At 67.0% G+C, this 23,886-nt stretch carries 21 protein-coding genes and 1 tRNA gene; 16 read left to right on the top strand and 6 right to left on the bottom strand.

Annotation, left to right across the window (positions count from 1 at the left end; all coding sequences use genetic code 11):
* Positions 1-34: 34 nt before the first annotated feature.
* From UCD39_RS00585 to UCD39_RS00570, 4 genes are all read left to right on the top strand, one after another.
* Positions 35-973, top strand: a complete 939-nt coding sequence (locus tag UCD39_RS00585) for an aspartate carbamoyltransferase catalytic subunit (RefSeq protein ID WP_004272168.1) — start codon at positions 35-37, stop codon at positions 971-973.
* A 56-nt stretch (positions 974-1,029) separates the two neighbouring features.
* Positions 1,030-2,328 carry a dihydroorotase gene (gene pyrC, locus UCD39_RS00580; protein WP_330494221.1) on the top strand — a complete coding sequence of 433 codons (1,299 nt, stop codon included), beginning with the start codon at positions 1,030-1,032 and terminating at the stop codon, positions 2,326-2,328.
* Positions 2,328-3,029, top strand: coding sequence for a glycerol-3-phosphate 1-O-acyltransferase PlsY (gene plsY, locus UCD39_RS00575; protein WP_330494220.1), 702 nt, complete (start codon positions 2,328-2,330; stop codon positions 3,027-3,029). The genes pyrC and plsY overlap by 1 nt, the downstream gene beginning before the upstream one ends.
* A 102-nt stretch (positions 3,030-3,131) precedes the next feature.
* Positions 3,132-3,362, top strand: coding sequence for a hypothetical protein (locus UCD39_RS00570; RefSeq protein ID WP_330494219.1), 231 nt, complete (start codon positions 3,132-3,134; stop codon positions 3,360-3,362).
* A 42-nt stretch (positions 3,363-3,404) separates the two neighbouring features.
* Here the strand turns inward: UCD39_RS00570 and UCD39_RS00565 are convergent, their stop codons facing one another.
* Positions 3,405-4,097, bottom strand: a complete 693-nt coding sequence (locus UCD39_RS00565) for an alpha/beta fold hydrolase (RefSeq protein ID WP_330494218.1) — start codon at positions 4,095-4,097, stop codon at positions 3,405-3,407.
* The gene (gene uvrA, locus UCD39_RS00560) at positions 4,094-6,976 is read right to left on the bottom strand and encodes an excinuclease ABC subunit UvrA (protein ID WP_330494217.1); all 2,883 of its coding nucleotides are present in this window, start codon (positions 6,974-6,976) and stop codon (positions 4,094-4,096) included. Before uvrA ends, UCD39_RS00565 begins: the two co-directional genes overlap by 4 nt.
* Positions 6,977-7,293: 317 nt before the next feature.
* On the opposite strand from uvrA, the gene ssb reads away from it, so the two are divergent.
* Positions 7,294-7,854 (top strand): single-stranded DNA-binding protein, encoded by a 561-nt coding sequence (gene ssb / locus UCD39_RS00555; RefSeq protein WP_330494216.1) that lies wholly within the window; start codon positions 7,294-7,296, stop codon positions 7,852-7,854.
* Positions 7,855-7,951: 97 nt separating this feature from the next.
* Here ssb and UCD39_RS00550 read toward each other — a convergent pair whose 3' ends face one another.
* Positions 7,952-8,317: a hypothetical protein gene (locus tag UCD39_RS00550; RefSeq protein ID WP_330494215.1), complete on the bottom strand. Its 366-nt coding sequence runs from the start codon at positions 8,315-8,317 to the stop codon at positions 7,952-7,954.
* A gap of 252 nt (positions 8,318-8,569) precedes the next feature.
* Between UCD39_RS00550 and nadE the strand changes: the two genes are divergently transcribed.
* The 3 genes from nadE to UCD39_RS00535 all read left to right on the top strand — a co-directional run bounded on the left by nadE (position 8,570) and on the right by UCD39_RS00535 (position 13,742).
* Positions 8,570-10,330: an NAD(+) synthase gene (gene nadE / locus UCD39_RS00545; RefSeq protein WP_330494214.1), complete on the top strand. Its 1,761-nt coding sequence runs from the start codon at positions 8,570-8,572 to the stop codon at positions 10,328-10,330.
* Positions 10,331-10,448: 118 nt separating this feature from the next.
* Positions 10,449-12,152: a ShlB/FhaC/HecB family hemolysin secretion/activation protein gene (locus UCD39_RS00540; protein WP_330494213.1), complete on the top strand. Its 1,704-nt coding sequence runs from the start codon at positions 10,449-10,451 to the stop codon at positions 12,150-12,152.
* Between the two features lie 141 nt (positions 12,153-12,293).
* Complete coding sequence (locus tag UCD39_RS00535; protein WP_330494212.1) at positions 12,294-13,742, top strand: MATE family efflux transporter; 1,449 nt, start codon at positions 12,294-12,296, stop codon at positions 13,740-13,742.
* Positions 13,743-13,755: 13 nt separating this feature from the next.
* On the opposite strand, the gene UCD39_RS00530 is transcribed toward UCD39_RS00535, so the two are convergent.
* Positions 13,756-14,166 carry a VOC family protein gene (locus UCD39_RS00530; RefSeq protein WP_330494211.1) on the bottom strand — a complete coding sequence of 137 codons (411 nt, stop codon included), beginning with the start codon at positions 14,164-14,166 and terminating at the stop codon, positions 13,756-13,758.
* A 252-nt stretch (positions 14,167-14,418) separates the two neighbouring features.
* Here UCD39_RS00530 and gyrA point away from each other — a divergent pair, with 252 nt between their 5' ends.
* The 4 genes from gyrA to UCD39_RS00510 all read left to right on the top strand — a co-directional run bounded on the left by gyrA (position 14,419) and on the right by UCD39_RS00510 (position 19,239).
* A complete protein-coding gene (gene gyrA, locus UCD39_RS00525; protein ID WP_330494210.1) occupies positions 14,419-17,211 on the top strand; it encodes a DNA gyrase subunit A in 2,793 nt (930 codons plus the stop codon).
* 103 nt (positions 17,212-17,314) lie between these two features.
* Positions 17,315-17,869 (top strand): pantetheine-phosphate adenylyltransferase, encoded by a 555-nt coding sequence (gene coaD, locus UCD39_RS00520; protein WP_145730758.1) that lies wholly within the window; start codon positions 17,315-17,317, stop codon positions 17,867-17,869.
* Positions 17,870-18,045: 176 nt separating this feature from the next.
* Positions 18,046-18,121: transfer RNA gene (locus tag UCD39_RS00515), tRNA-Lys, on the top strand.
* A 221-nt stretch (positions 18,122-18,342) separates the two neighbouring features.
* The gene (locus UCD39_RS00510) at positions 18,343-19,239 is read left to right on the top strand and encodes a SphA family protein (protein WP_330494209.1); all 897 of its coding nucleotides are present in this window, start codon (positions 18,343-18,345) and stop codon (positions 19,237-19,239) included.
* Positions 19,240-19,241: 2 nt separating this feature from the next.
* Here UCD39_RS00510 and UCD39_RS00505 read toward each other — a convergent pair whose 3' ends face one another.
* Positions 19,242-19,934 (bottom strand): SOS response-associated peptidase, encoded by a 693-nt coding sequence (locus UCD39_RS00505; protein ID WP_330494208.1) that lies wholly within the window; start codon positions 19,932-19,934, stop codon positions 19,242-19,244.
* Positions 19,935-20,038: 104 nt separating this feature from the next.
* On the opposite strand from UCD39_RS00505, the gene UCD39_RS00500 reads away from it, so the two are divergent.
* The 4 genes from UCD39_RS00500 to UCD39_RS00485 all read left to right on the top strand — a co-directional run bounded on the left by UCD39_RS00500 (position 20,039) and on the right by UCD39_RS00485 (position 22,517).
* Complete coding sequence (locus tag UCD39_RS00500) at positions 20,039-20,503, top strand: nucleotide triphosphate diphosphatase NUDT15 (RefSeq protein ID WP_330494207.1); 465 nt, start codon at positions 20,039-20,041, stop codon at positions 20,501-20,503.
* A gap of 266 nt (positions 20,504-20,769) precedes the next feature.
* Entirely contained in the window at positions 20,770-21,498 is a 729-nt protein-coding gene (locus tag UCD39_RS00495; RefSeq protein WP_330494206.1) for a phosphatase PAP2 family protein, read from the top strand.
* Positions 21,499-21,760: 262 nt separating this feature from the next.
* The gene (locus UCD39_RS00490) at positions 21,761-21,946 is read left to right on the top strand and encodes a hypothetical protein (protein WP_330494205.1); all 186 of its coding nucleotides are present in this window, start codon (positions 21,761-21,763) and stop codon (positions 21,944-21,946) included.
* Positions 21,947-22,139: 193 nt separating this feature from the next.
* Positions 22,140-22,517, top strand: a complete 378-nt coding sequence (locus UCD39_RS00485) for a PilZ domain-containing protein (protein WP_330494204.1) — start codon at positions 22,140-22,142, stop codon at positions 22,515-22,517.
* Positions 22,518-22,545: 28 nt separating this feature from the next.
* Here the strand turns inward: UCD39_RS00485 and UCD39_RS00480 are convergent, their stop codons facing one another.
* A complete protein-coding gene (locus UCD39_RS00480) occupies positions 22,546-23,853 on the bottom strand; it encodes a putative bifunctional diguanylate cyclase/phosphodiesterase (protein WP_330494203.1) in 1,308 nt (435 codons plus the stop codon).
* Positions 23,854-23,886 lie beyond the last annotated feature (33 nt).

Here is a 23,886-nt window from a genome sequence, read left to right as displayed (position 1 = left end):
GCGATCCGTCCCCTCTGACCGCCCTAGGGATCCCATGCGCTTTCCGCACCGGCACCTGCTTGGCATCGAAGGCCTGAGCCAGGCCCAGATCAACACCATCCTTGATCTGGCCGACACCTACGTCGAACAGAACCGCAGCCCCAACAAGAAGTCGGATGTGCTGCGCGGCAAGACGGTGGTGAACCTGTTCTTCGAGAACTCCACCCGCACCCGCACCAGCTTCGAGCTGGCGGCCAAGCGGCTGGGCGGCGATGCCATCAACATGTCGGTCGATGGCTCCAGCGTGAAGAAGGGCGAGACCCTGCTGGATACCGCCACCACCCTGAACGCCATGCATTTGGATGTGCTGGTGGTGCGCCATCCGGAGTCGGGGGCGGTGAAGCTGCTGGCCGACAAGGTCAACTGCGCCGTCATCTCCGGCGGCGACGGCGCGCACGAGCATCCGACCCAGGCCCTGCTGGACGCGCTGACCATCCGCCGCAACAAGGGGCGTCTGGATGGGCTGACCGTTACCATCTGTGGCGACATCCTGCACAGCCGCGTCGCGCGCTCCAACATCCAGCTGTTGAACATCATGGGCGCCCGCGTGCGCGTGGTGGCGCCGCCCACCCTGCTGCCCCGCGCCATTGGTGAGCTGAGCGTCGAGGTGCACCACGACATGGCCACCGGCCTGAAGGACGCCGACATCGTCATGATGCTGCGCCTGCAGCTGGAGCGCATGCAGGGCCAGTTCGTGCCTTCGGTGCGGGAGTACTACCGCTTCTTCGGCCTGGACTATGAGAAGCTGGCGGCGGCCAAGCCGGACGCCCTCATCATGCACCCCGGTCCAATGAACCGCGGCGTGGAGATCGACAGCCTGGTGGCCGACGACATCAACCGCAGTGTCATCCTGCAGCAGGTGGAACTGGGCGTGGCCGTGCGCATGGCCTGTCTGGATCTCTTGACCCAGCACGGCCGGAACGACCCGGCCTGACGCGCCAGCCCGTCGCCGCCCCGCCTTAACGCTCTCGCTCTTCCGGGACCATCCCCATGGCCACACACGCCCGCACCGCCATCCTGAACGCCCGCCTGCTGGATCCGGACAGCCGCCTGGACCAGCGCGGCTCCTTGTTGATTGATGGCGGCAAGATCGCCGACCATGGGCCCGGCCTGTTTCGCGACGGCGTGCCGGACGGCATCGAGGTCATCGACGCCGACGGGGCCTGCGTCGCCCCCGGCCTGGTCGACCTGCGCGCCCAGGTGGGCGAGCCGGGGCACGAGGATAATGAGACGCTGAAGACCGCCAGCCAGGCGGCGGCGGCCGGCGGCGTCACCGCCCTGGCCTGTCTGCCTGACACCGACCCGGTCATCGATGACGTGGCGGGGCTGGAGTTCATCGCCCGCCGCGCCCGCGAAGTGAGGCTGGTGAAGGTCTTCGCCTATGCCGGCATCACCCGTGATCTGGGCGGCAAGGAACTGACCGAGATGGGCCTGCTGGCCGAGGCCGGCGCCGTGGGCTTCACCGACGGCGGCAAGGCCGTGGCCGACGCCCTGGTCATGCAGCGCGCCCTGGCCTATGCCAGCATCTGGGGACGCCCCATCCTGCAACACCCGCAGGAGCCGCGCCTGGCCACCGGCGCCATGAATTCCGGCGAGATCGCCACGCGCCTGGGCCTGTCCGGCATCCCCGCCGTGGCCGAGGTCATCATGCTGGAGCGGGACCTGCGCCTGGTCGAGGCCACGGGTGGCCGCTACCACGCCGCCGACATCTCCACCGCCGAGTCCGTGGCCGTTATCCGCGCCGCCAAGCGCAAGGGCCTGAAGGTCACCTGCGACACCGCCCCGCCGTACTTCACCCTGACCGAGCGGGACGTCGGCGACTACCGCACCTTCTTCAAGCTGTCGCCGCCGCTGCGCACCGAGGACGACCGCCAGGCCATCGTCGAAGGTCTGGCCGATGGCACCATCGATTGCATCACCAGCGACCATCTGCCCTGGAACCAGGACGCCAAGCGTGTGCCCTTCGCCCAGGCGGCCTTCGGCTCCGTGGGGCTGGAGACGCTGCTGCCCCTGACGCTGGACCTGGTGCACAAGGGGCACATGAGCCTGCTGGACGCCCTGGCCACCGTCACGATCAAGCCGGCCGCCGTGCTGGGCCTGAACCTGGGCCGGCTGCGCACCGGTGCCGCCGCCGACCTGGTCATCTTCGATGCCGAGCGGCCGTGGCGCGTCGATGCGGAGGCGCTGCATAGCAAGTCCAAGAACAGCTGCTTCGACAAGCATCCGGTGCAGGGCCGGGTGTTGCGCACCCTGGTGGACGGCCGCACCGTCTTCCAACTGGCGGCTTGATGTCCATGGACACGGCGGCGCTGCCCTTGATGCCCCTGCTGCCGGCGCTGGCCGGCGGCTATCTGCTGGGCTCCATCCCCTTCGGCCTGGTGCTGGCCTATCTCGGCGGCTATGGCGATATCCGTAAGATCGGCTCGGGCAACATCGGCGCCACCAACGTGCTGCGCACGGGCAACAAGCCCTTGGCCGCCGCCACCCTGGTGCTGGACAGCGGCAAGGGCGCCATCGCCGTGGGCATCGCCCATTGCCTGGCCATGAGCGTCCTGCCCTCGCCGGAAGCGCCCCACCTTGCCGCCCTGGTGGCGGGCGGTGGCGCCATGCTGGGCCACACCTTCCCGGTGTGGCTGGGCTTCAAGGGCGGTAAGGGGGTGGCCACGGCGCTGGGCGTGCTGCTGGCCACCAGCTGGCCGGTGGGCGTCATCGCCTGCCTGACTTGGCTGCTGGTCGCCGTCCTGTTCCGCATCTCCTCCCTTTCCGCCCTGGTGGCCTTGGCCTTGGCGCCCCTGGTCGCCTGGTTCCTGCCGGCGGTGTGCCCGGCCGCCGCCGGGTTTGGCGCCGGCGGGGCGGAGGCGGCCCTCGCCCTGGCCATCGCCGCGCTGGTCTGGGTTCGCCACCATGCCAACATCCGCCGCCTGCTGGCGGGGACGGAGCCCCGCATCGGCCAGGGGAAGAAGAAGTCATCCGCCGATACCGGTACCTGAGCCGTTCGGACAAATCGGCGTCTTGCTGATCTGGCTCAGCGCGTTTGAACCTTGGCAAGCGCATTCCTATCTGAAGGAACAGGTCCCCGAGGAGACGCGATGATGAGCACGAAGACCAACAAGGACGCCGGCACCGGCAGCATCCTGGGCAACATCATCCTGGAAGAGGTGGTGGAGGCCATCGAGGAGGCGCGGTCACCCACGCCTGACATCTTCCCGCCCATCCCGCATGAAGCGCCGCCGGCCAAGCGCGTGCCCGCAGCCGACAAGCGGGAGGAGGAACGGGAGGCCGCCAAGAAGCGGCCGGACACGCCGGGCCATCACAGCCGATGAGCCTCAGGGCCGCTGATTTGGCCCATTCTTCGGCCCGCCAGCTTATCCGGTAATCCAGTCGATCAGCGCCTGATTGACCGCGTCAGGCTGTTCCAGCGTGGAGGAATGGCCGCACTGCGGCACGACGACCAGCCGGGCGCTCGGGATGGTGGCAGCCATTTCCTGGGACCGTTCCAACGGCATCAACGGGTCGCTGTCGCCCGTCAGCACCAGCGTCGGCGCGGTGATGGTGGGCAGGGTGGGGCGGCTGTCGGGGCGGCCGATGATGGCCGTCGTCTGCCGCGCCAGCCCTTCGATACCCACCGTCAGGCCCATACGCAGGGTGATCGCCGCCAGATGCGGATCGTCCCGATGCCGGGGATGGAGCATGGAGGCCGTGGCCTGGCGTAGGACGGCCCCGAGTTTAGCCTTGCGCGCCAGGGCCACCAAGGCCCGCCGCTGGGCCGACTGTTCCGGCGTGTCGGGCACCGCCTGGGTGCTGAGCAGGGCCAGCTTCGCCACCCGCTCCGGCGCCCGGCGCCAAATCTCCAGGGCGATGTAGCCGCCCATGGAAACACCGGCCAGGGCGAAGCGGGGAGGGGCGTCGGCCAGGATGGCGTCCGCCATGCCCGCCATCGTTTCCCCGGCCAGGGTATTGGCCACGGTGACCGGGCCATGGGGCCACAGCGCCGCCACCTGCGGGGCGAAGACCTCCGCCGTGCACAGCAGGCCAGGGACAAGGACGGTGGGGGTCATGCCCCCTTGGCCTTGCGCTTCTTGGGCGCGACGGCCTCCACCGCAGGGGGGACCTCTGACAGGTAGGGCTTCAGGTAATGGCCGGTGTGGCTCTCCGGCACCGTGGCCACATGCTCCGGCGTGCCCTCAGCCACGATGCGGCCGCCGCCGGCGCCACCCTCCGGCCCCATGTCGATGATCCAGTCGGCGGTCTTGATGACCTCCAGATTGTGCTCGATCACCAGCACGGTGTTGCCCTGGTCCACCAGGGCGTGCAGCACCTCCAGCAGCTTGCGCACATCCTCGAAGTGCAGGCCGGTGGTGGGCTCATCCAGGATGTAGAGGGTGCGGCCGGTGGCGCGACGGGACAGTTCCTTGGCCAGCTTCACGCGCTGCGCCTCACCCCCCGACAGGGTGGTGGCCGGCTGGCCCACATGGATATAGCCCAGCCCCACCTCGTTCAGCGTCTGCATGCGGTCGCGGATGGCGGGGACGGCCTGGAAGAACACGGCCGCCTCCTCCACCGTCATGTCCAGCACCTCGGCGATGCTCTTGTCCTTGTACAGGACCTCCAGCGTCTCGCGGTTGTAGCGCTTGCCGTGGCAGACGTCGCAGGTGACATAGACGTCGGGCAGGAAGTGCATCTCGATCTTGATGACGCCGTCGCCCTGGCAGGCCTCGCACCGCCCGCCCTTGACGTTGAAGCTGAACCGCCCGGCGCCATAGCCGCGGGCCTTGGCCTCCGGCAGCCCGGCGAACCAGTCGCGGATCGGAGTGAAGGCGCCGGTGTAGGTGGCGGGATTGGAGCGGGGCGTGCGGCCGATAGGTGACTGGTCGATGTCGACGATCTTGTCCAGATGCTGCAGGCCCAGGATGTCATCGTGGGCGCCCGGATGTTCCCGCGCGCCGTTCAGGCGCTTGGCCAGGGCCTTGTACAGCGTCTCGATGATCAGGGTGGACTTGCCGCCGCCGGATACGCCGGTGACGCAGGTGAAGGTGCCCAGGGGGATGCGGGCATGCACGTCCTTCAGGTTGTTGGAGCGCGCGCCGATGACCTCCAGGAACTGGCCCTTGTGGCCGGCGCGGCGGCGGTCCGGCAGGGCGATGCGGCGCCGGCCGGTCAGGTAGTCGCCGGTGACGCTGGCCGGGTTGGCCATCACCTCCGCCGGCGTGCCGGCCGCCACCACCGTGCCGCCATGGACGCCGGCGCCCGGCCCCATGTCGACCAGATAGTCGGCGGTGCGGATGGCGTCCTCGTCATGCTCCACCACCAGCACGGTGTTGCCGAGGTCGCGCAGGCGCTTCAGCGTGGCCAACAGGCGGTCGTTGTCGCGCTGGTGCAGGCCGATGGAGGGCTCGTCCAGCACATAGAGCACGCCGGTCAGGCCGCTGCCGATCTGCGAGGCCAGGCGGATGCGCTGGCTCTCCCCACCGGACAAGGTGCCGGAGGCGCGGTCCATGGCCAGATATTCCAGGCCGACATTGTTGAGGAAGCCCAACCGCTCGTTGATTTCCTTCAGGATGCGGTTGGCGATGTCCTTCTGCTTTTGCGTCAGGTGCCCGTCCAGGCTCAGGAACCAGGCGCCGGCTTCCTGGATGGACATGCGGCTAACCTCGGCCACGTTCAGGCCGTTGATCTTGACGGCCAGGGCCTCCGGCTTCAGGCGCGCGCCGCCGCAGGCCTCGCAGGGCTGGGCCGACTGGTACTTGGAAAGCTCCTCCCGCATGAAGTTGCTTTCCGTCTCCTTCCACCGGCGCTCCAGGTTGCGCACCACGCCCTCGAACGGCTTGTTGGTCTCGTAGGAGCGCAGGCCGTCGTCATAGCGCAGGGTCACCGGCTTGCCGTTGGACCCGAACAGGATGAGGTTGCGCAGCGCCTCCGGCAGGTCGCTCCAGGGCGTGTCCATGCGGGCGTTGTGGTGTCGCGCCAGGCTTTCCAGCGTCTGGGCGTAGTATTGGGAGGTTGAGCCCGCCCAGGGGGCGATGGCGCCGTCCTTCAGGGACAGGCGCGTGTCCGGCACCACCAGCTCCGGATCGAAATACAGCTTCTGGCCCAGGCCGTCGCAGGCGGGGCAGGCGCCGAAGGGGTTGTTGAAGGAGAACAGGCGCGGCTCGATCTCCTCGATGGTGAAGCCGCTGACCGGGCAGGCGAACTTGGCGGAGAAGACGGTACGCTCGCCTGAATCCGCGTTCTCCGCGAACACCAGGCCGTCGGCCAGCTCCAGCGCCGTCTCAATGGAGTCCGCGAGGCGGTTGCCGAGGCCGTCGCGCACGACGATGCGGTCGACCACCACCTCGATATCGTGTTTCAGCTTCTTGTCCAGCGCCGGCGCCTCGTCGATCTCCATCATCTCGCCGTTGATCTTGACGCGCTGGAAGCCGCGCTTGCGCAGTTCCTGAAGCTCTTTCTTGTACTCGCCCTTGCGGCCGCGCACGACGGGGGCCAGCAGGTACAGGCGCGTGCCCTCGGGCATGGCCATGATGCGGTCCACCATCTGGCTGACCGTCTGGCTTTCGATGGGCAGGCCGGTGGCGGGGGAGTAGGGGACGCCGACCCGCGCGTAGAGCAGGCGCATATAGTCGTAAATCTCCGTCACCGTGCCGACGGTGGAGCGGGGATTGCGGCTGGTCGTCTTCTGCTCGATGGAGATGGCGGGGGACAACCCCTCGATGCTGTCCATGTCCGGCTTCTGCATCAGCTCCAGGAACTGGCGCGCATAGGCGGACAGGCTTTCGACATAGCGCCGCTGCCCCTCGGCGTAGATGGTGTCGAAGGCCAGCGAGGACTTGCCCGACCCCGACAGCCCGGTGATCACCACCAGCTGGTCGCGCGGCAAATCCACGTCGACGTTCTTCAGATTATGTTCCCGCGCGCCGCGGACGCTGATATATTTGTTCATGGTATGTTCTGAATAGTCGATCGGGGCGGGCGCTGGCAAGGGGGAATACGCCGGTAGGTGCGCCCCGCCCCGCCAGCGCGCGACAGCGCCCTAATATGGGGGTGGCTGTGTCAAAAGGCGACAGCAGGATGCATCCTCTTTTGTGGCATGGGGGGATGCGGTGGCGGTTGCCCGTTTGGGGGCCTTGGGATCGATATTTTGGGTATGCCGGGGGCCTGCACCACCATCGCTGTGGCAATGCGCCGGCGGGACGGTGTAGGCTCTCCCCATCAACGGCGGGGCCCCGGGCCCCTTCATGGATTCAGGACGGATCGGACATGGCTGGCAGCGTCAACAAGGTCATTCTCATCGGCAACCTCGGCAAGGAGCCGGAGGTGAGGTCGATGCAGAACGGGGGCAAGGTGTGCAACCTGCGCATCGCCACCTCTGAAACCTGGAAGGACCGCAACAGCGGGGAGCGTCAGGAACGCACCCAATGGCACCAGGTGGTGATCTTCAATGAGGCGCTGATCGGCGTGGCCGAGCGCTTCCTGAAGAAGGGCTCCAAGGTCTATATCGAGGGCCAGCTGGAGACCCGCAAGTGGACGGACCAGTCCGGCCAGGAAAAGTACACGACCGAGGTGGTGCTGCGCCCCTTCCGCGGTGAACTGACCATGCTGGACGGCCGCGAGGGCGGCGGTGGCGGCGGCTACGAGTCGGGCGGCGACTTCGGCGGCGGCGCCAGCTACGGCGGTGGTTCGTCGGGTGGCGGGTATGGCGGCGGCGGTGGCGGCAGCTATGGCGGGGGCGGTTCCTCCTCCAGTGGTGGCGGCTCGCGCGGCGGCTTCGGCGGCGGCGGCAAGCCGGCCGATGATCTGGATGATGAGATACCGTTCTGACGCATCCGCTTCAGCAAACTTAGGAATAAGCCAAGGGCCGCGGTGACGCGGCCCTTTCGCTGTAAACGGTTTGATGGGACGCCTCACGCTCACGGCGTCACGAGGTGCTGCCGCGTCCCCGGCTACTGTTGGCCTTAGTTGCCGTGCCCGCCGTGCTCTCCGACCGGTCGCCCTGCGGGCCGCGCTGGCCGCTGCCGCCGGCGTCCCAGTCGCCTTTGCCGCCCGGGGCGGTGCGGGTGCCCCCCTCCTGGGGCGGCGAGACGTGCTCCGGCCCCGGCCCGCCCGGTTTCTTGGTGGCGGCATGGCCGGTCATGGCCCATTCGTCCTTGAGGCGCTTGGTGTCGCTGGCCTCCCCTACCTCGCGCCTCCTGTCCGCCGGGCTGCGATGATCGGGTTGGGGCGCCGCTTGGGACGCGCCCGGCGGCCGGGTCCTGTCGGCAGAGTCGGTACGGTGATGAGGCATTTGATTCTCCGGGGTCGCTGGGGCTGCCGGGAGTTCAAGGCTTGAGGTCCGTTCTTCGTTCCCTGGGTCGTCTCCCCGCACCCGCTATCGGGCCGCTGCCCCCTCCGATGCAGTCGTGAGCGGACATGGGGGCCCTTTGCTTTCGGGGGATTGCCGCCGCCCGGCCAGGGAGTGATAGGCTGCGGCCGTGAGGTTAACGATTGCGCCCGTCCCTTGAACTGGTCGGGCGCCCGGCACACCAGGACAGAGAGCATGCGCACGCTGACGGTCGCCCTGCACCAGATGAACTACACCACGGGCGATTTCCGGGGGAATTTCGAGCGGACCAGGGCCAGCATCCTGGCGGCGGCCGGGGCCGACCTTCATGTCCTGCCGGAATGCGCCGTGGCCAATTATGCCGCCGGCGACTACCTGCTGGAGGCCGACTATCAGCAGGCCATCGTCCATTGGACGGAGCAATACCGCCTGCTATCCGGGGAGGTCGGCACCGCCATCGCCGTGGGTACGCCACTGCGCGGCAAGGTGCAGGGGCGCAAGATGGGCAACGGCCTTGTGGTGTTCGACCGGGGCCGGGAAGTGCTGAGCCAGTTCAAGACCCATCTGCCCAATTACGACGTCTTCGACGACGTGCGCTGGTTCGAGGCGCGGAATGAACAGACGGGCGCCGACGCCGAGATCGGCGTGTTGCGCTTCGAGGCCGCCGGCGGCCCCGTCACCCTGGGTTTCTGCATATGCGAGGATATCTGGTTCGACGATGTCACCCGCGACCTGAAGGCCCTGGGCGCGGAGGTCATCGTCTCGCTCAACGCCAGCCCCTACGCCATCGCCAAGGGCAATTTCCGCCGTCGCCTGTTCGCCCAGCGCATCGCCGAAACCGGCCTGCCCCTGGTCTATGTCAACCAGGTCGGCGGCAATGACGAGCTGGTGTGGGAAGGCTGTTCCGCCATCATGGACCCGGCCGGAACCCTGCATGAGATGGAGATCGGCCGCGAGGGCGGGGAGGTTGTCGCCCTGGTCGACCGGGGGGAGGGCTTCCGCTTGGTGGAGGGCAAGGCGCCCGTCCAGTTGACCGATCCGCAGGAACGCTATCTGGTCGTGGGCCTGGGCTTGCGCGATTACATCGAGAAGAACGGTTTCCAGGACGTGGTCTTCGGCCTGTCCGGCGGTGCTGATTCCACCCTGGTGGCGGCCCTGGCGGCCGACGTGTTCGGCCCGGCCAAGGTCAACGCCGTCATGATGCCGTCGCCCTATACCAGCTCCGGCTCCAACACCCGGGCGGCGGAGTTCGCGGCCGGCGTGGGTGCCGGCTTCAGCGCCATCTGCCTGCCCATCACCGTGGAGTATGAGGCCGGGCTGGCCAAGTTCCGCCAGGCTTTCGGTAGGGACATGGGCAGCCTGGCGGATGAGAATTTGCAGGCCCAGATCCGGGGCAACACCCTGTCCGCCATCTCCAACGACCATGGCCGCCGCGCCATCCTGGGCACCAGCAACAAGAGCGAGATCCTGATGGGATACGGCACGCTCTACGGTGACATGCGCGGCGCCTTCAACCCGCTGAAGGACCTTTACAAGGCCATCGACGTCTTCCCCATCTTGGAAATGCGGCTGGCCCAGGCGCGTAACCCCGACCCGCTTTTCGCCCGCATCTGGGAGGGAGCCTTCGGTAAGCCGTTGGAGGCCTATGACGCCCAAGCGCAGGCCGCCCTGCGCGCCGTCATCGATGTGGAGCCCAGCGCCGAGCTGAAGCACAACCAGCGCGACACCGACAGCCTGCCGCCCTATCCCCGCCTGGACGCGGTGCTGTGGGAGATGGAGGACGCCAAGGAGCGCCAGACCGACGCCGAGATCGCGGAAAAGCTGGGCGAGCCGCTGGCGTTCGTGCAGGACATCCGCCGTCGCGTCCGCCGGGCTGAGTTCAAGCGCTTCCAGTCCCCGCCCGGTCCCAAGGTGCACCGCAAGTCCCCCACCACCAAGGACCGGCGGTTCCCCCTGACGGCGTGCTTCACCGGGTAGGCGCCGCCGCTGTCCCGTGACATTTCTGTAGCGGCTCCGGCGCTCCGGTGCGGTCGGGCTGCCGCCGCTGTAGGGTACAACCTGTCGGTGCGGCAACAAGCCTGCAGGCTGGTCTCGGATGCGTCGATCGTTTCCGGCATGGTTCCTGGCGTCGCTCGCCAGCCTGGTCTTGCTTCCCCCATCGGCGGGGGCGCAGCAGACACCGGATGCCGGTAGTATTTTGCGCGACACGGAGCGCGCGATCCCGCGTCTGACCGTCCCGCCGGTGCCCTTGCGCCCGATGGTGCCGGAAGCCCCTCCGGCCGAACGCCCCGCCCAGGGCCCAACGGTGCATGTCACCGCCTTTCATGTGACGGCCACGCTGCTTCCCGAGGCGGAGGTGCAGACGGTGCTGGCGCCCTTCCGTGACCGCGACTTGACGTTGGCGGAGCTTCAGTCGGCCGCCGCCGCCGTTAGCCGCTATTACCGCCAGCACGGCTATCTCGCCCGGGCCTATCTGCCGCGGCAGGAAATTCACGACGGTGTCGTCATCATCGCCGTGCAGGAAGGCCGGCTGGGCCGGGTGGTGGTCGACCCCAGCAGCGACACCCGACTGGATGCCGATGTCGCCGCCGGCTACTTGCTGGATCGGCAGGCCGCGGGCCAGGTCGTACGCCTGGATGCGCTGAAGAAGGGTGTCGCGGCCATAGAGATGCTGCCCGGCATCACCGCCACGGCGACGGCTGAAGCGGGACAGGCGGCCGACGAGACGGACATTCGGCTGAAGCTGACCGAAGGTCCGCGGTTCAGCGGTGTCGCCTTGGTGGACAACCAGGCGCAACGGGCCAGCGGCGCGTGGCGGGGCATCGCCGTGCTTTCGGCGAACGACCTGGCTGGCATTGGTGACCAGACCATCCTGACTGGCGTGCGCAGCCTGGGCACCACTTATGGTCGTCTGGCCGCCACCGCGCCCGTGGGCTATTCCGGCCTGCGCCTCGGCATCAATGGCGGCGCCTTCGACTACCGCGTCGCCCATGACTTCAACGCCGGCACCCCCGATGGCTGGGGCGCCACCGGCGGGATCATCGCCACCTTGCCTCTGTGGCGGACCGAGGATATGGCCCTGGACGGCCGCCTGCTCTATGAACATCGGCGCCTGGTCAACCGTACAGCGGAGGTCGTCACCGGCATCAGCGTCATCGATGCCGGCACCTTGGGTGTCGGCGGGTTAGTCCGTGACGGCTTGGATGGCGTCAACCAGGCGGATCTGGCGCTGACCGCCGGCACGATCGACCTCGGCGGCGTAGCGGGAAACCAGGCGGTGGACGAGGCCACCGCCCGCACCGGCGGCGGCTATGCCAAGCTGGCCGTGAGTCTCAGTCACGCCCAGCCCCTGGGCCAGGGGGTGGAACTGGTGGCGCGGCTGGCCGGCCAATGGGCCAGCGGCAACCTCGATAGCTCCGAGCGGCTGGCCCTGGGCGGCCCCGACGCGATCCGCGCCTATCCGGTGAATGAAGGTCAAGGGGCGGAAGGTGGCCTTGGCACCCTGGAACTGCGCTGGCGTCCCGTGGACAGTCTGCGGCTGGCAGCCTTCTGGGAGGGCGGATGGATCCGGCAGTTCGTCAGTCCCTGGTCCGGCTGGAACCGGGGCACGGACCTGCCCAACGATTATGGGCTTCAGGGCATCGGCGCCGGCATCTCCTGGCGGCCGGCGGAGGCCATGATGGTCGACGTGACGCTCGCTCATGTGCTGGGCGACAACCCAGGACGGATCGCTGGCCTGGACAGCGACGGCCTGCGCCGCCGCACGCGGGCCTGGGTGCGGTTGACGGGAAGTTTCTGACGGACCTCATGGCGCCATCGTCGGATGTGCCCGGCAGCCGTGCGCCAGTCGTGGGTTGCGGTTGTCCCGCCGGCGCGGTAGGCAAGGGAAGCGCCCAGACGGTTGTCCAGGCAACGATAAAGCCGCCAGAGCACGCTCGTCATGACCCAGTTCGAGCCCCCCGTGCCGCCGGAAGTGTCGGCGGCGGTGACGCCCCTGCCGCCCCTGGACGAGGCGGCGGTCGAAGCGGCGTGCCCTGGCCTGCCGCCCCGCGGGCCGGATGAGGCGCTGTTGCCCCGCGTGCTGGTCCATGCGCGCGACCTGGTGCTGCTGGCCGCGCCGCTGATGCTGACCCGCATCGGGCAGCTCTTCATGCAGACCGTCGACACCGCCATGGTCGGCCGCTACAGCGCGGAGGAACTGGCCTATTTCGGCCTGGGCAACACGCCGGTGGGCACAGCCTTCGCCACCGTGGTCGGCTTGATGATGGGAACCATCATCCTGGTGGCCCAGGCCGTGGGGGCGGGCCGGCCGCACGAGGCGGGGGCCGTCTGGCGCCGCTCTTTACCTTATGCCCTGTTGATCGGCGGCATCGTGGCCATCGCCTGCCAGTTCGGGGAAACTTTCTTCCTGCTGACGGGACAGGAGGCGGACATCGCCCACGGCGCGGCGGCGGTCATCGCCATCCTGGGCCTGGGCATGCCGGCCGCGGTCATGCAGATCACCACCTCCTTCTTCCTGGAGGGGATCAAGCGGCCGTTTCCGGCCATGATTTCCATGATCGTGGCCAACCTGCTGAACTTCGCCCTCGATTACACCCTGGTTTTCGGTCATTTCGGCCTGCCCGCCCTGGGGGCCATGGGGTCGGCCATCGCCACCACCAGCATCCGTTGGATCACGGCCCTGGGCCTGATCCTCTATGTCTGGACCATGCGCGACCATGCCCGTTACGGCGTGCGCGGGTCCTTCCTGGAATGGCGGCAGGGGCGGGGCCATCGTCACCTGGGGTATGCCGCCGGTCTCAGCCAGGGGGCGGAGTCGTCCGCCTTCGGCACCATGGGCATCTTCGCCGGTTGGCTGGGGGCTCTGGGCCTGGGGGCCTACGCCGTCGGCCTGAACGTGCTGGCCCTGGTGTTCATGGCGGCCCTGGGGCTGGCGTCGGCCACCGCCGTGCAGGTGGGGCAGGCGCACGGCGCCGGCAACCGGCGCGAGGCCACGCTGGCCGGGTGGACGGGCCTGGCCCTCACCGCCCTGACCTTGGCGGTGGTGGGTGTGGTGTTGGCCCTGGCGCCCGAGATCATCGCCGGCCTCTATGCCAGCGATCCGGCGCTGATCCGCGTCCTGGTGCCCACCATCGCGCTGATGGCCTGGATCGTGGTGGCGGACGGCGGGCAGACGGTCATGGCCAGCGCCTTGCGCGGCCAGGGCGACAGCTGGATTCCCACCGCCCTGCATTTCTTCAGCTATTACGGCGTCATGATCCCGACGGCGGCCTATGCCGCCTTCCATCTGGGGCACGGCATCCTGGGCATCTTCGAGGGCATCCTGGCGGCCAGCATCGTGGCGGTGTCGGTGCTGATGATCCGTTTCCACCTGCTGTCACGACGCTGAGCCCCCCTGGGGCTTAGGGCAACGGCAGCAGCAGTTCGACCTGGGTGCCTTCGGGGTCGCAGATATAGAGCGACAGGGTGGGGCCGTGGCGGTTGTCGCCGACCCGTTCCTCGATGATGTCCAGGCCGTGGGCCGCCAGGTGCCGGCGCACCGCGGCCTCGTCGCAGGCCTCCAGCGCGATGCACAGATGGTCCAGGTTGCGGCCGGGTCCCGCCGGCGGCTTGGCCCAGGCCCCCTCCGCCACCGTCACATCGACCAGGAACAGGTCGGACGTTCCCACCCGCAGCCGCAGCAGCGCATCCTCCGGCCATTCCGCCGTCACCGGACATCCCAGGATGTCACGATAGAAGGCCAGGCTGCGCGCCATGTCGGTGACCGGCAGCGCCAAATGATCCAGGCCGCGAAGGGTGAAGGGAGGTGTCATGCGGGGCCATCGTCAGGGAAAACGCCGCCGCCACTGTACCGCCGGGGCCCAACGCCCGAAACCTTATGCGTCAAGGCTGGGGACATCGGGGCGCGAGTCGCGCCCGCGCGCGCGAACCATAGAGATACGCGCCGTGCCGGTTTCATTGTTCACATGCGCGATTGGTGCTAGAAAAGCGGCCGACCCCCATCGCCCCGGGGCGGCCACCCGGCCGACCCTAAGGCTTGGTTTTTCTTGCTTTTGGATTCCGGTTTGGTCACGACTCCGACGCCCCCCGCGGCCCCTCCCGCCAGCGACATCACCCCCATCGCCATCGAAGAGGAGATGCGCAACAGCTATCTCGATTACGCCATGAGCGTGATCGTGAGCCGCGCGCTTCCCGACGTGCGGGACGGCTTGAAGCCGGTGCATCGCCGCATCCTCTACGCGATGAAGGAAAGCGGCTACGACAGCACCAAGCCGTACCGCAAATCGGCCAAGGCGGTCGGCGATGTCATGGGTAACTACCACCCCCATGGCGACAGCTCGATCTATGAGGCCATGGTCCGCATGGCGCAGGATTTCTCCATGCGCCTGCCGCTGATCGACGGCCAGGGCAACTTCGGCTCCATGGACGGCGACCGCGCCGCGGCCATGCGATACACCGAGGCCCGCCTGGCCAAGTCGGCCGAGGCGATGCTGGACGACATTGATAAGGACACGATCGACTGGCAGAAGAACTACGACGAGTCGAAGGATGAGCCGACCGTCCTGCCGTCGCGCTTCCCCAACCTGTTGGTCAACGGCGCCGGCGGCATCGCCGTGGGCATGGCCACCAACATCCCGCCTCATAACCTGGGTGAGGTGATCGACGCCTGCTGCGCCTATGTCGACAACCCGGACATCACCATCCCCGAGCTGATGGAGATCGTCCCCGGTCCTGACTTCCCCACCGGTGCCCTGATTCTCGGCCGCTCCGGCATCCGCTCCGCGTTCGAGACGGGGCGCGGCTCCGTCGTCATGCGCGCCAAGAGCGAGATCGAGGAGATCCGCAAGGACCGCTGGGCCATCGTCTTCACCGAGATCCCCTACCAGGTGAACAAGGCCAAGCTGATCGAGCGCATCGCCGAGGTGGTGCAGGAGAAGCTGGTCGAGGGCATCTCCGACGTTCGTGACGAGTCCGACCGCGACGGTGTGCGCGTGGTGGTGGAACTGAAGCGCGACGCCGTGGCCGACGTGGTGATGAACCAGCTGTTCCGCCACACGCCGCTGCAGACCTCCTTCGGCGTCAACACCCTGGCCCTGAACGGTGGCCGGCCGGAACTGATGAACCTGAAGGACATCATCGCGGCCTTCGTGAAGTTCCGCGAGCAGGTCATCACCCGTCGCACCGAGTTCGAGCTGGGCAAGGCCCGCGAGCGCGCCCACACCTTGGTGGGCCTGGGCGTGGCCGTGGCCAACCTGGATGAGATGATCGCCCTGATCCGCCGCGCGCCCGACCCGCAGACGGCGCGGGAGGAGATGCTGGCCCGCGAGTGGCCCGCCCTGGACGTGGCGCCGCTGATCACCCTGATCGATGAGCCGGGCCGCGGCCTGTCCGAGGCCGGCACCTATCGCTTGTCGGAAGCCCAGGCCAAGGCCATCCTGGAACTGCGCCTGCACCGCCTGACCGGGCTGGAACGTGACAAGATCGGCGCCGACCTGACGGCGGTGGTGGATCAGATCCGCCACTTCCTGGAGGTGCTGTCGTCCCGCCCCCTGCTGCTGACCATCCTGCGCAATGAGTTGGCGGAGGTGAAGGCGCGCTTCGACACGCCCCGCCGCACCAAGATCGAGGATTTGGAGTTCGAGGCGGACATCGAGGACCTGATCCAGCGCGAGGACATGGTCGTCATCGTCACGCAGGGCGGCTACATCAAGCGCGTGCCCGTCTCCACCTATCGGGCGCAGGCGCGCGGCGGCAAGGGCCGCAGTGGCATGCAACTGAAGGCGGAGGACACGGTCAGCGACCTGTTCGTCGCCAACACCCACACCCCCATGCTGCTCTTCACCAACCGCGGCATGGTCTACAAGCTGAAGGTCTGGCGCCTGCCGCTGGGTCAGCCGCAGACCCGGGGCAAGGCCCTGGTCAACCTGCTGCCGCTGGAGGAGGGCGAGGTCATCACCACCGTGATGCCTATGCCGGAGGATGAGACCAGCTGGGGCGACCTGAACGTGCTGTTCGTCACCAGCCACGGCAACGTCCGCCGCAACAAGCTGTCGGACTTCACCAACATCCGCGCCAATGGCCTGATCGCCATGAAGCTGGAGGAAGAGGGTGAACTGCTGATCGCTGCGCGCACCTGTGGCGAGGCCGACGATGTGCTGCTGGCCACGCGCCTGGGCCGTTGCATCCGCTTCCCGGTGGTGGACGTCCGCGTCTTCGCCGGCCGCACCTCCACCGGCGTGCGGGGCATCCGCCTGGCCGAGGGGGACGAGGTCATCGGCCTGTCCATCCTGCACCACACCGAGTACACGCCAGAGGAGCGGGCGGCCTACCTGAAGCAGGCGGGCGCCGAACGGCGGCAGCAGGGTGAAGACGTTGAGGAAGCCGTCGACGTTGATCCCGAGGTCACGGGCGATGTCGGCACCTTGGCGCCCGAGCTTTATGCCGAGATGAAGGCGCGCGAGGAGTTCCTGCTGACCGTTTCGGTCCAGGGTTTCGGCAAGCGCACCTCCGCCTATGAGTACCGCCTCACCGGGCGCGGTGGCCAGGGTATCTGGAACATGGACATGGGGGCCCGCAACAAGGCCATCGCCGCCGTGTTCCCCATCGCCGAGACCGACCAGGTGATGATGGTCAGCAACGGCGGCCAGGTCATCCGCATGCCCGTGCACGACGTGCGCATCACCGCGCGCAAGAGCAAGGGCGTCACCCTGTTCCGCCTGTCGGCGGACGAGGGCGTGGTGTCGGTGGCGCGGCTGGCGGACGACGGTACCGAGGACGGCAGCGTGGATGACGCCGTGCCGGCTGAAGCCATCGCGGGCCCGGCCCCGGATGGTTCAAACGAGGGAACCGGCGGCTGAGTATGGCGGGGGATCGAATCACACCGTTGATTTGGTCCCTCGACACTCGGCAAAGCCGGCGGATGGAGCTGACGATGGGCGGATTGGATCAGCGGGGGCGAGGATGAGCGAGCGTCGCATCGGGGTTTATCCCGGCACCTTCGACCCCATCACCAATGGGCATTTCGACATCATCCAGCGGGCGGCCAAGCTGGTCGACCACTTGATCATCGGGGTGGCCAGCAATGCGGGTAAGGGGCCGCTGTTCTCCACGGCGGAGCGCGTGGCCCTGGTGCAGGACGAATTGGGGCCGCTGGCAGCCAAGGGGATCTCCGTCGAGGTGCGGTCCTTCGACAGCCTGCTGATGAACTTCGCCGTGGGCTGTCAGGCCCAGGTGATCATCCGCGGCCTGCGCGCGGTCTCGGACTTCGAGTACGAGTTCCAGATGGCCGGCATGAACGCTCGCCTCAACCCACAGGTTGAGACCGTGTTCCTGATGGCGTCGGACCGTCATCAATTCATCTCTTCCCGCTTCGTGAAGGAGATTGGGCGGCTGGGGGGCGATATCGCCCACTTCGTCAGTCCGCGCGTGGCCCATCGCTTGGCCGAGCGTTTTGCCCAGGATGCCCGCCACGGCGTGGGCGGAATCGAGCCGGCGACCGGCGGCGCGGGCGAATAATCCGGCGGTTATCCAGCGTTTTCCGGGGCAGGGGGCCTATGCGTCCGGAAAAGGCCGGAGCCCCGCCTGTTTCCATTGACCGCGCCCACCCCCGTCATTATGGTGCGCGCCACACCGGGACGGGCGCACCAGCCCCGTCTTCGTTCGCGGAAAACCACGCTGTTTTCCCTGCGGTCGATCCCGTAGCTCAGCCGGTAGAGCACGTGACTTTTAATCATGGGGTCGTGGGTTCGAATCCCACCGGGATCACCAATCAATTCAGTCCCTTAAATGGAAATCCCGCCTAATTGGGCGTTGGATGCGCGGCGACATATTGACGCTGCGCTATGTCAGCTGAACGATGTATCGGCCAAACCGATATGGCGTATTGAATAATGCGCCTTCCGGCGGACGTTCTTTGCGCCGATTTTTCTCCTCACCAAAATAAAAGACGGTCGCCCGCGTGTGGTCGTCAAATGAGGAGGACGTGCTCTGTGAAGAACTGGGCGTATGCTGCGGCATTATTGTGTGCTGCTTCGTTTGCAAATATGAACACAGCTCAGGCCACGGAAGGTGGTGGTAACAGTTATCCGCCCGGCGCCAGCATCTATCTGGCGGGCGCGATGCCACCACCCGGCGAGTACATTCTGTTCCAGCCCAACTATTATACCGCCGGCCAGTTGAATGACAGCAGCGGCAATAAGATTCCCTTGGACTTCAGCGTTCAATCCGTCTCGCAGACTTTCCGCGGCTTTCTGGTCACGCCCTATCAATTTTTGGGCGCTCAGGTGGCGGCTCAAGTGATCCTGCCCGTCGTCGACCTGCATGCCGAGGTGGCGGGGCAAAAGACCAACAAATTGGGATTCGGCGACATCGGCTTCTCGCCGGTGCTGCTGGGTTGGCACTTCGGCCCCAATCTGACCCTGGTCTTTGGGACGGACATCTTCACGCCGGTGGGTCAGTACAACGTCAACTCCCTGGCCAACATCGGGCGCAACGTCTGGTCCTTCCAGCCCACCTTTGGGTTGGCTTACATTGATCCCCAGGGCTGGCAGGCCCAGATATCGCCCCGCTTCGCGTTCAACACCACCAATGATGCCACGCATTACCATTCCGGCGCCGATTTCGACCTGGACTTCGCCGTGGCGCGCAATATCGGGGGCTGGCGCTTGGGTGTTTCTGGCTACTACTACGTCCAGTATCAGGACGACACCCAGAACGGACTGACGGTCGATGGCGACGGCCATCGCGGACAAGCCTTCGCCGTCGGGCCGGCCATCAGCCACGACATCGGTCCGCTGCAGGCGACTTTCACCTGGCAGCATGAGTTCATGGCCGACAACCGCGCCCAGGGCGAGAATCTATGGATGCAGTTGGGCCTGCGGCTCTGATCTCAGAATAGGGTCGTGGCGGCCTGTGGGGCCAGGAGGTCGGCATCGTCGTTGCGCACGTTGCCCACCCTTGGCCCTACGGCCCAGAAGCGGGTCTCATTGGCTGGGTAGGGGCGCAGCAGGCCCCGCAGGACGGAGGCGTCGGCGTCCGTTTCGCCCAGCCAGGCGGGCCAGTCATCCGGGGCCAGGATCACCGGCATGCGGTGGTGGATGTGGCCGATGGCATCGTTGGCCGCCGTGGTCAGGATGGTGTAGGTCCGCACCCATTCGCCGCTGGACGGATCCTTCCAGCCTTCCCATAGCCCGGCGAAGGCCGTCGTGCCATTGTTGGCCGGCGCGATGGCATAGGCTTGCTTGGCGCCATTCTCCGCCCGCCACTCATAGAAGGCGGTGACCGGCACCAGGCAGCGGCGCCGGGCGAAGGCCTGCCGGAAGGTGGGCTTCTCCGTCACGCTTTCCGACCGCGCGTTGATCATCTTGGCGCCGCCCGCGAGATCCGCCGCCCACGAGGGCACCAGACCCCAGCGCAGCAGGTCCAGCCGCCGTTCCCCCGTCTGCGCGTTCCAGCGCACCACCGGCGCCGACTGTGTGGGCGCTATGTTGAAACGGCCGGGGAAGTTGGGCAGCGCGCCCAGGGTCTGGAACAGCGCCTCCATGGCCTGGGGCGGTGTGACGGCGGCGTAACGACCGCACATGGCGGGGACAACTCCGGAGCAGGGACGGGCGCTTGGCGCGGCGGCGCCGTCATGATACCGCTGGGGCACGGCGAAATGCCACAGTTAGTGTCTGGAGTGATGTGATGACCCAATCTCTTGTTTCCGCGTCTGCCGCGGCGGGCGTGCCCAAGGTCGGCATCGGTGTCCTGATCCAACGCGAGGGACGCATCCTGCTGGGCCGTCGCCGCAACAGCCATGGCGACGGCAGCTATTCCTGGTGCGGCGGCCATTTGGAGTATGGCGAGACCTTTGAGGAATGCGCTGTGCGCGAGGTGCGTGAGGAATGCGGCCTCGTCGTGCGTCGCCTGCGTTTCCTCTGCCTGCATAACATCCTGGCCTACGACCGGCACTATGTGGACATCCAATTCATCGCCGAGGAGGTTGAACCCGGCGAGCCCCGTGTGCTGGAGCCGCACAAGATCGCGGACTGGGGATGGTACGGCCTCGACGCTTTGCCAAACCCCTTGTTCCGGCCCGTGGAGCTGGCCTTGGACGCCTGGCGCACGCACCGCAGTTACACGCCTGTCTCCACGCCATCGGCGCCATAGCGCCATCGACGCGGGCCTTGTGACGCAAGGCCTATTTCGAAAGCGCGTCTTTGGCGGCACGTTGGGCTGAATATAAAGTTTTTATGACACTTTGTTGGCGGCCGCGAGTCCGGTTGGGTAACCCAGCGGGTAGCCAGCATGCGCCGTGTTTTTCCGGGGGGGGGTAGGGGGGAGTGCTCCCGGCCATCGTCGTGGCCGGCAATTATTGAGGCTGGCCGCTGGCCGCTGGCAGCGCCGGTGCGCAGAGCCAGGAGGAACGACAACAGATGAACAGCTTCGATGGTGCCATCCAGGAATTCCTGACCACCCATGCCTTCACCTCCGACGTGGCGAACCACGCCATCCGCACCATCGCCGACTTCACGTTGTTCAAGGGACTTTTCCCCGTCGCCATCCTCTGGTGGGTGTGGTTTCGAGGGGGCAGGCGCGGGCTGTGGGAGAAGGAAATGGTCATCGCCACCTTCGTCAGCGGCTTGTCCGCCTTGGCGGTGGGGCGATTGCTGGCCCACTTCCTGCCATTCCGGGAGCGCCCCATCTACGACCCGACGGTGCCCTTCCACTTCCCCCTGAGCGGCACCAACGAAAGCATCCTCAGAACCTGGAGTTCCTTCCCCAGTGACCACGCCATGCTGTGGATGGCGGTTTCGACGGGTATTTTACTGGTCTGGCGTTGGGTTGGGGCGTTGGCCATGGCCTACACGGCAATCTTCGTGTGTCTGGTGCGGGTATATCTGGGGCTGCACTTCCCCACGGATGTCATCGGCGGCGCCATTATTGGCATGCTGATCACCCTTATCATGACGCGGGACGCCGTCCGCCCGCTTTATACCACGCCTATCCTGCGGGTCATGATGCGCTTCCCGGCGCCATGTTATATGATGGCATTCTTGTTCTGTTTTGAGCTGGTCACGCAGTTCGATGAGATCCGCATGATCGGGCAGTCCATGCACAAGGTGTTGGAGGCCGGGCGCGAGCAGGCATCCCCCTCTTTATAGGCCGGCCCGGTTGGTAGGGCGGTTCACCGCGATCGAGCCTTCGTTCTTCGTCTTTGGAGATAGCCCGCCCGCTTCAATTCCATGGCCGTTTCGGAGGCTGTATAAATAACTTTCGTTGTAGATCAGTGCCCACAATTGTCAGGGACGATCCGGAACCATGTCCGATCCTCACGACGATCGCGGGGGTGATCCCACAGCAACGACGGGACACGCCACCCACCAAATCCGTCCGTCCGCTTCTTCCGCCGCGGCGCCTTCTGTTTTGTCCCCCGGTACTGCGGCGGACATGGCGCTGACGCGGGCCGCCGAGATGCTGCTGGGTCTACGCGGCACCCGTGCCTATGCCGAAGCGACGCCTGAAGAGCGGCGGGCACTGGAATCCTATGTCCTGGATCTGGTGGGTGGGCGGTCCGGGGGGCTTTTGCAGCCGAAGTTGTTGGTGCCATAACGCCGGACAGGCCCCTTTACGGTCGTTTCCAAGATGATGCCGCCGCGGCGGTTGAGACCGGCGGGCGACGTCTCCCTACCAGCATTTGCCTCACGGTAGGTTTAGCGGCACACTCTGCTCGTGTAGCACGGCCCGGTCGCTCGCTTGAGCGGCGAGCCAGCCGGTGCGGCCCTATGGAGAGGGGAGGGGGTTCATGGCCTGGGACGGAATCAAGCGTGTCCTGTCCAATCTTATGGGGGCCAGCAATCGACGCACCTATGACCGCTTGTCCGTGGATAGCCAGGTTCAATTGAGTTGCGGTGACGTGATCGTTTCCTGCCGGATCGCCGACGTCTCGGCCGGCGGCGCCTTCCTTACCCCCGGCCCTGATCTGCCCATCGGCACCGAGGGGGTACTGCGCCTTCCCGGCGCGCCGGTCGCCGCCGCCGTGCGCATTGTCCGGCGGACCGACACCGGGGTCGGGATCGAGTTCCTGCGCGACGGCGTGGGGGCTATCGTGGCTGGCTGGGTGCGGGCCATCAGCGGCACGCATCATCCGCACACCGATGATCCCGCGCGCCCCGGTGCCTGAACCGCCACAGGGTGCCTGACGGCGCGTCTCACACGCCGCAGAAAAGTTCGAACTCCTTGACGGGCAGCGGACGGGCGAACAGATAGCCCTGCCCCTCCTCCACCCCCATGGCCCGGAGCAGAGAACGCTCCGCTTCCGTTTCCACACCCTCGGCCACCACCTTCAGGCCCATGGCCTTGGCCATGGCGACGATGGCCTGCACGATATGGCGGGTGCCGATATCCTGCTCCATGTCCTGCACGAACTTCCGGTCCACCTTCAGGCAGTCCAGGGGCAGTTCCCGCAGATAGGAGAGGGAGGAATAGCCGGTGCCGAAATCGTCCAGCGCCAGTGCGACACCGCAATCGGCGATCCAGGCCATCTGGCGCAGGGCGCCTTCCAGATCCTCGGGCAATACGGACTCGGTGATCTCCAACTGCAGCAAGTGCGGCGGGATGCCGGTTTCGCGCAGCAGCACGTCGATCAGGGCCGGCAGGTGGCCCCACCGGAATTGACGCTCCGAGACATTGACCGCGATCTGCAGCGGCTGCCGTCCCGCCTCGATCCACGATTGTATCTGGCGGCAGGCGGCGCGCAGGGCCCATTCGCCGATGGGCACCATCAGGCCCGTCTCCTCGGCGATGGGAATGAACTCCATGGGGTAGACCAAGCCCCGCGTGGGGTGCCGCCAGCGGATCAAGGCCTCGCCCCCGATGGGGGTGCCGTCGGTGATGGACACCTTCGGCTGGTAGTGCAGCACGAACGCCTCGTCCAGGATGGCCTGGCGCAGCTCCGTCTCGGTGATCAACTGGTGGCGCAGCCGTTCCCGCATCTGCTCGGTATAGTGCAGGTAGTGGGCGGATCCGGACTTGGCCACCTCTCCCTGGGCGATGGCGGCGTTGCGCAGCAGGGCATGGCCGGTGGTGCCATCGTCGGGCGAAACCGCCACGCCGATCTTGGCCACCATGTACAGCAACCGTCCCTCGACCAGGATGGGTTCGCCAATGCGGGCGGCCAGGGCGGACGCGGTGAACAGCGCCTTGCTGGCGTGGCTGAGGTTGGGAAGGAACAGGGCGAACTGCGCACGGGCGATGCGGCACACCGCGTCACCACTGCCGCACAGCCCCAACACCCGCTCCGCCATCACCGCCATGGAGGCGTCCAGCGCCTGCTGGCCCAGCAGCTTGTACAGCTCCGCCATGCGGGAGATTTCGATGACCAGCACGGCGCAGGGGCCGCTGTGACCGGCCAGGTGATCGTCGATACGGCGGGTGAAAGCGGAAATATCCTGCAGGGCACCGGCACCAGGAGGTGCAGAGTTGGGTCTGGCGACGACGGTCAGGCAGGCATCGGTCACGATAAAGGCTAGGCCGCTTGTTCTCGGTTGAAT

Source organism: Nitrospirillum karajorum, assembly GCF_036348415.1.
Classification (GTDB): Bacteria; Pseudomonadota; Alphaproteobacteria; order Azospirillales; family Azospirillaceae; genus Nitrospirillum; species Nitrospirillum amazonense_B.
This window is presented reverse-complemented; position numbering and strand designations above follow the sequence as displayed.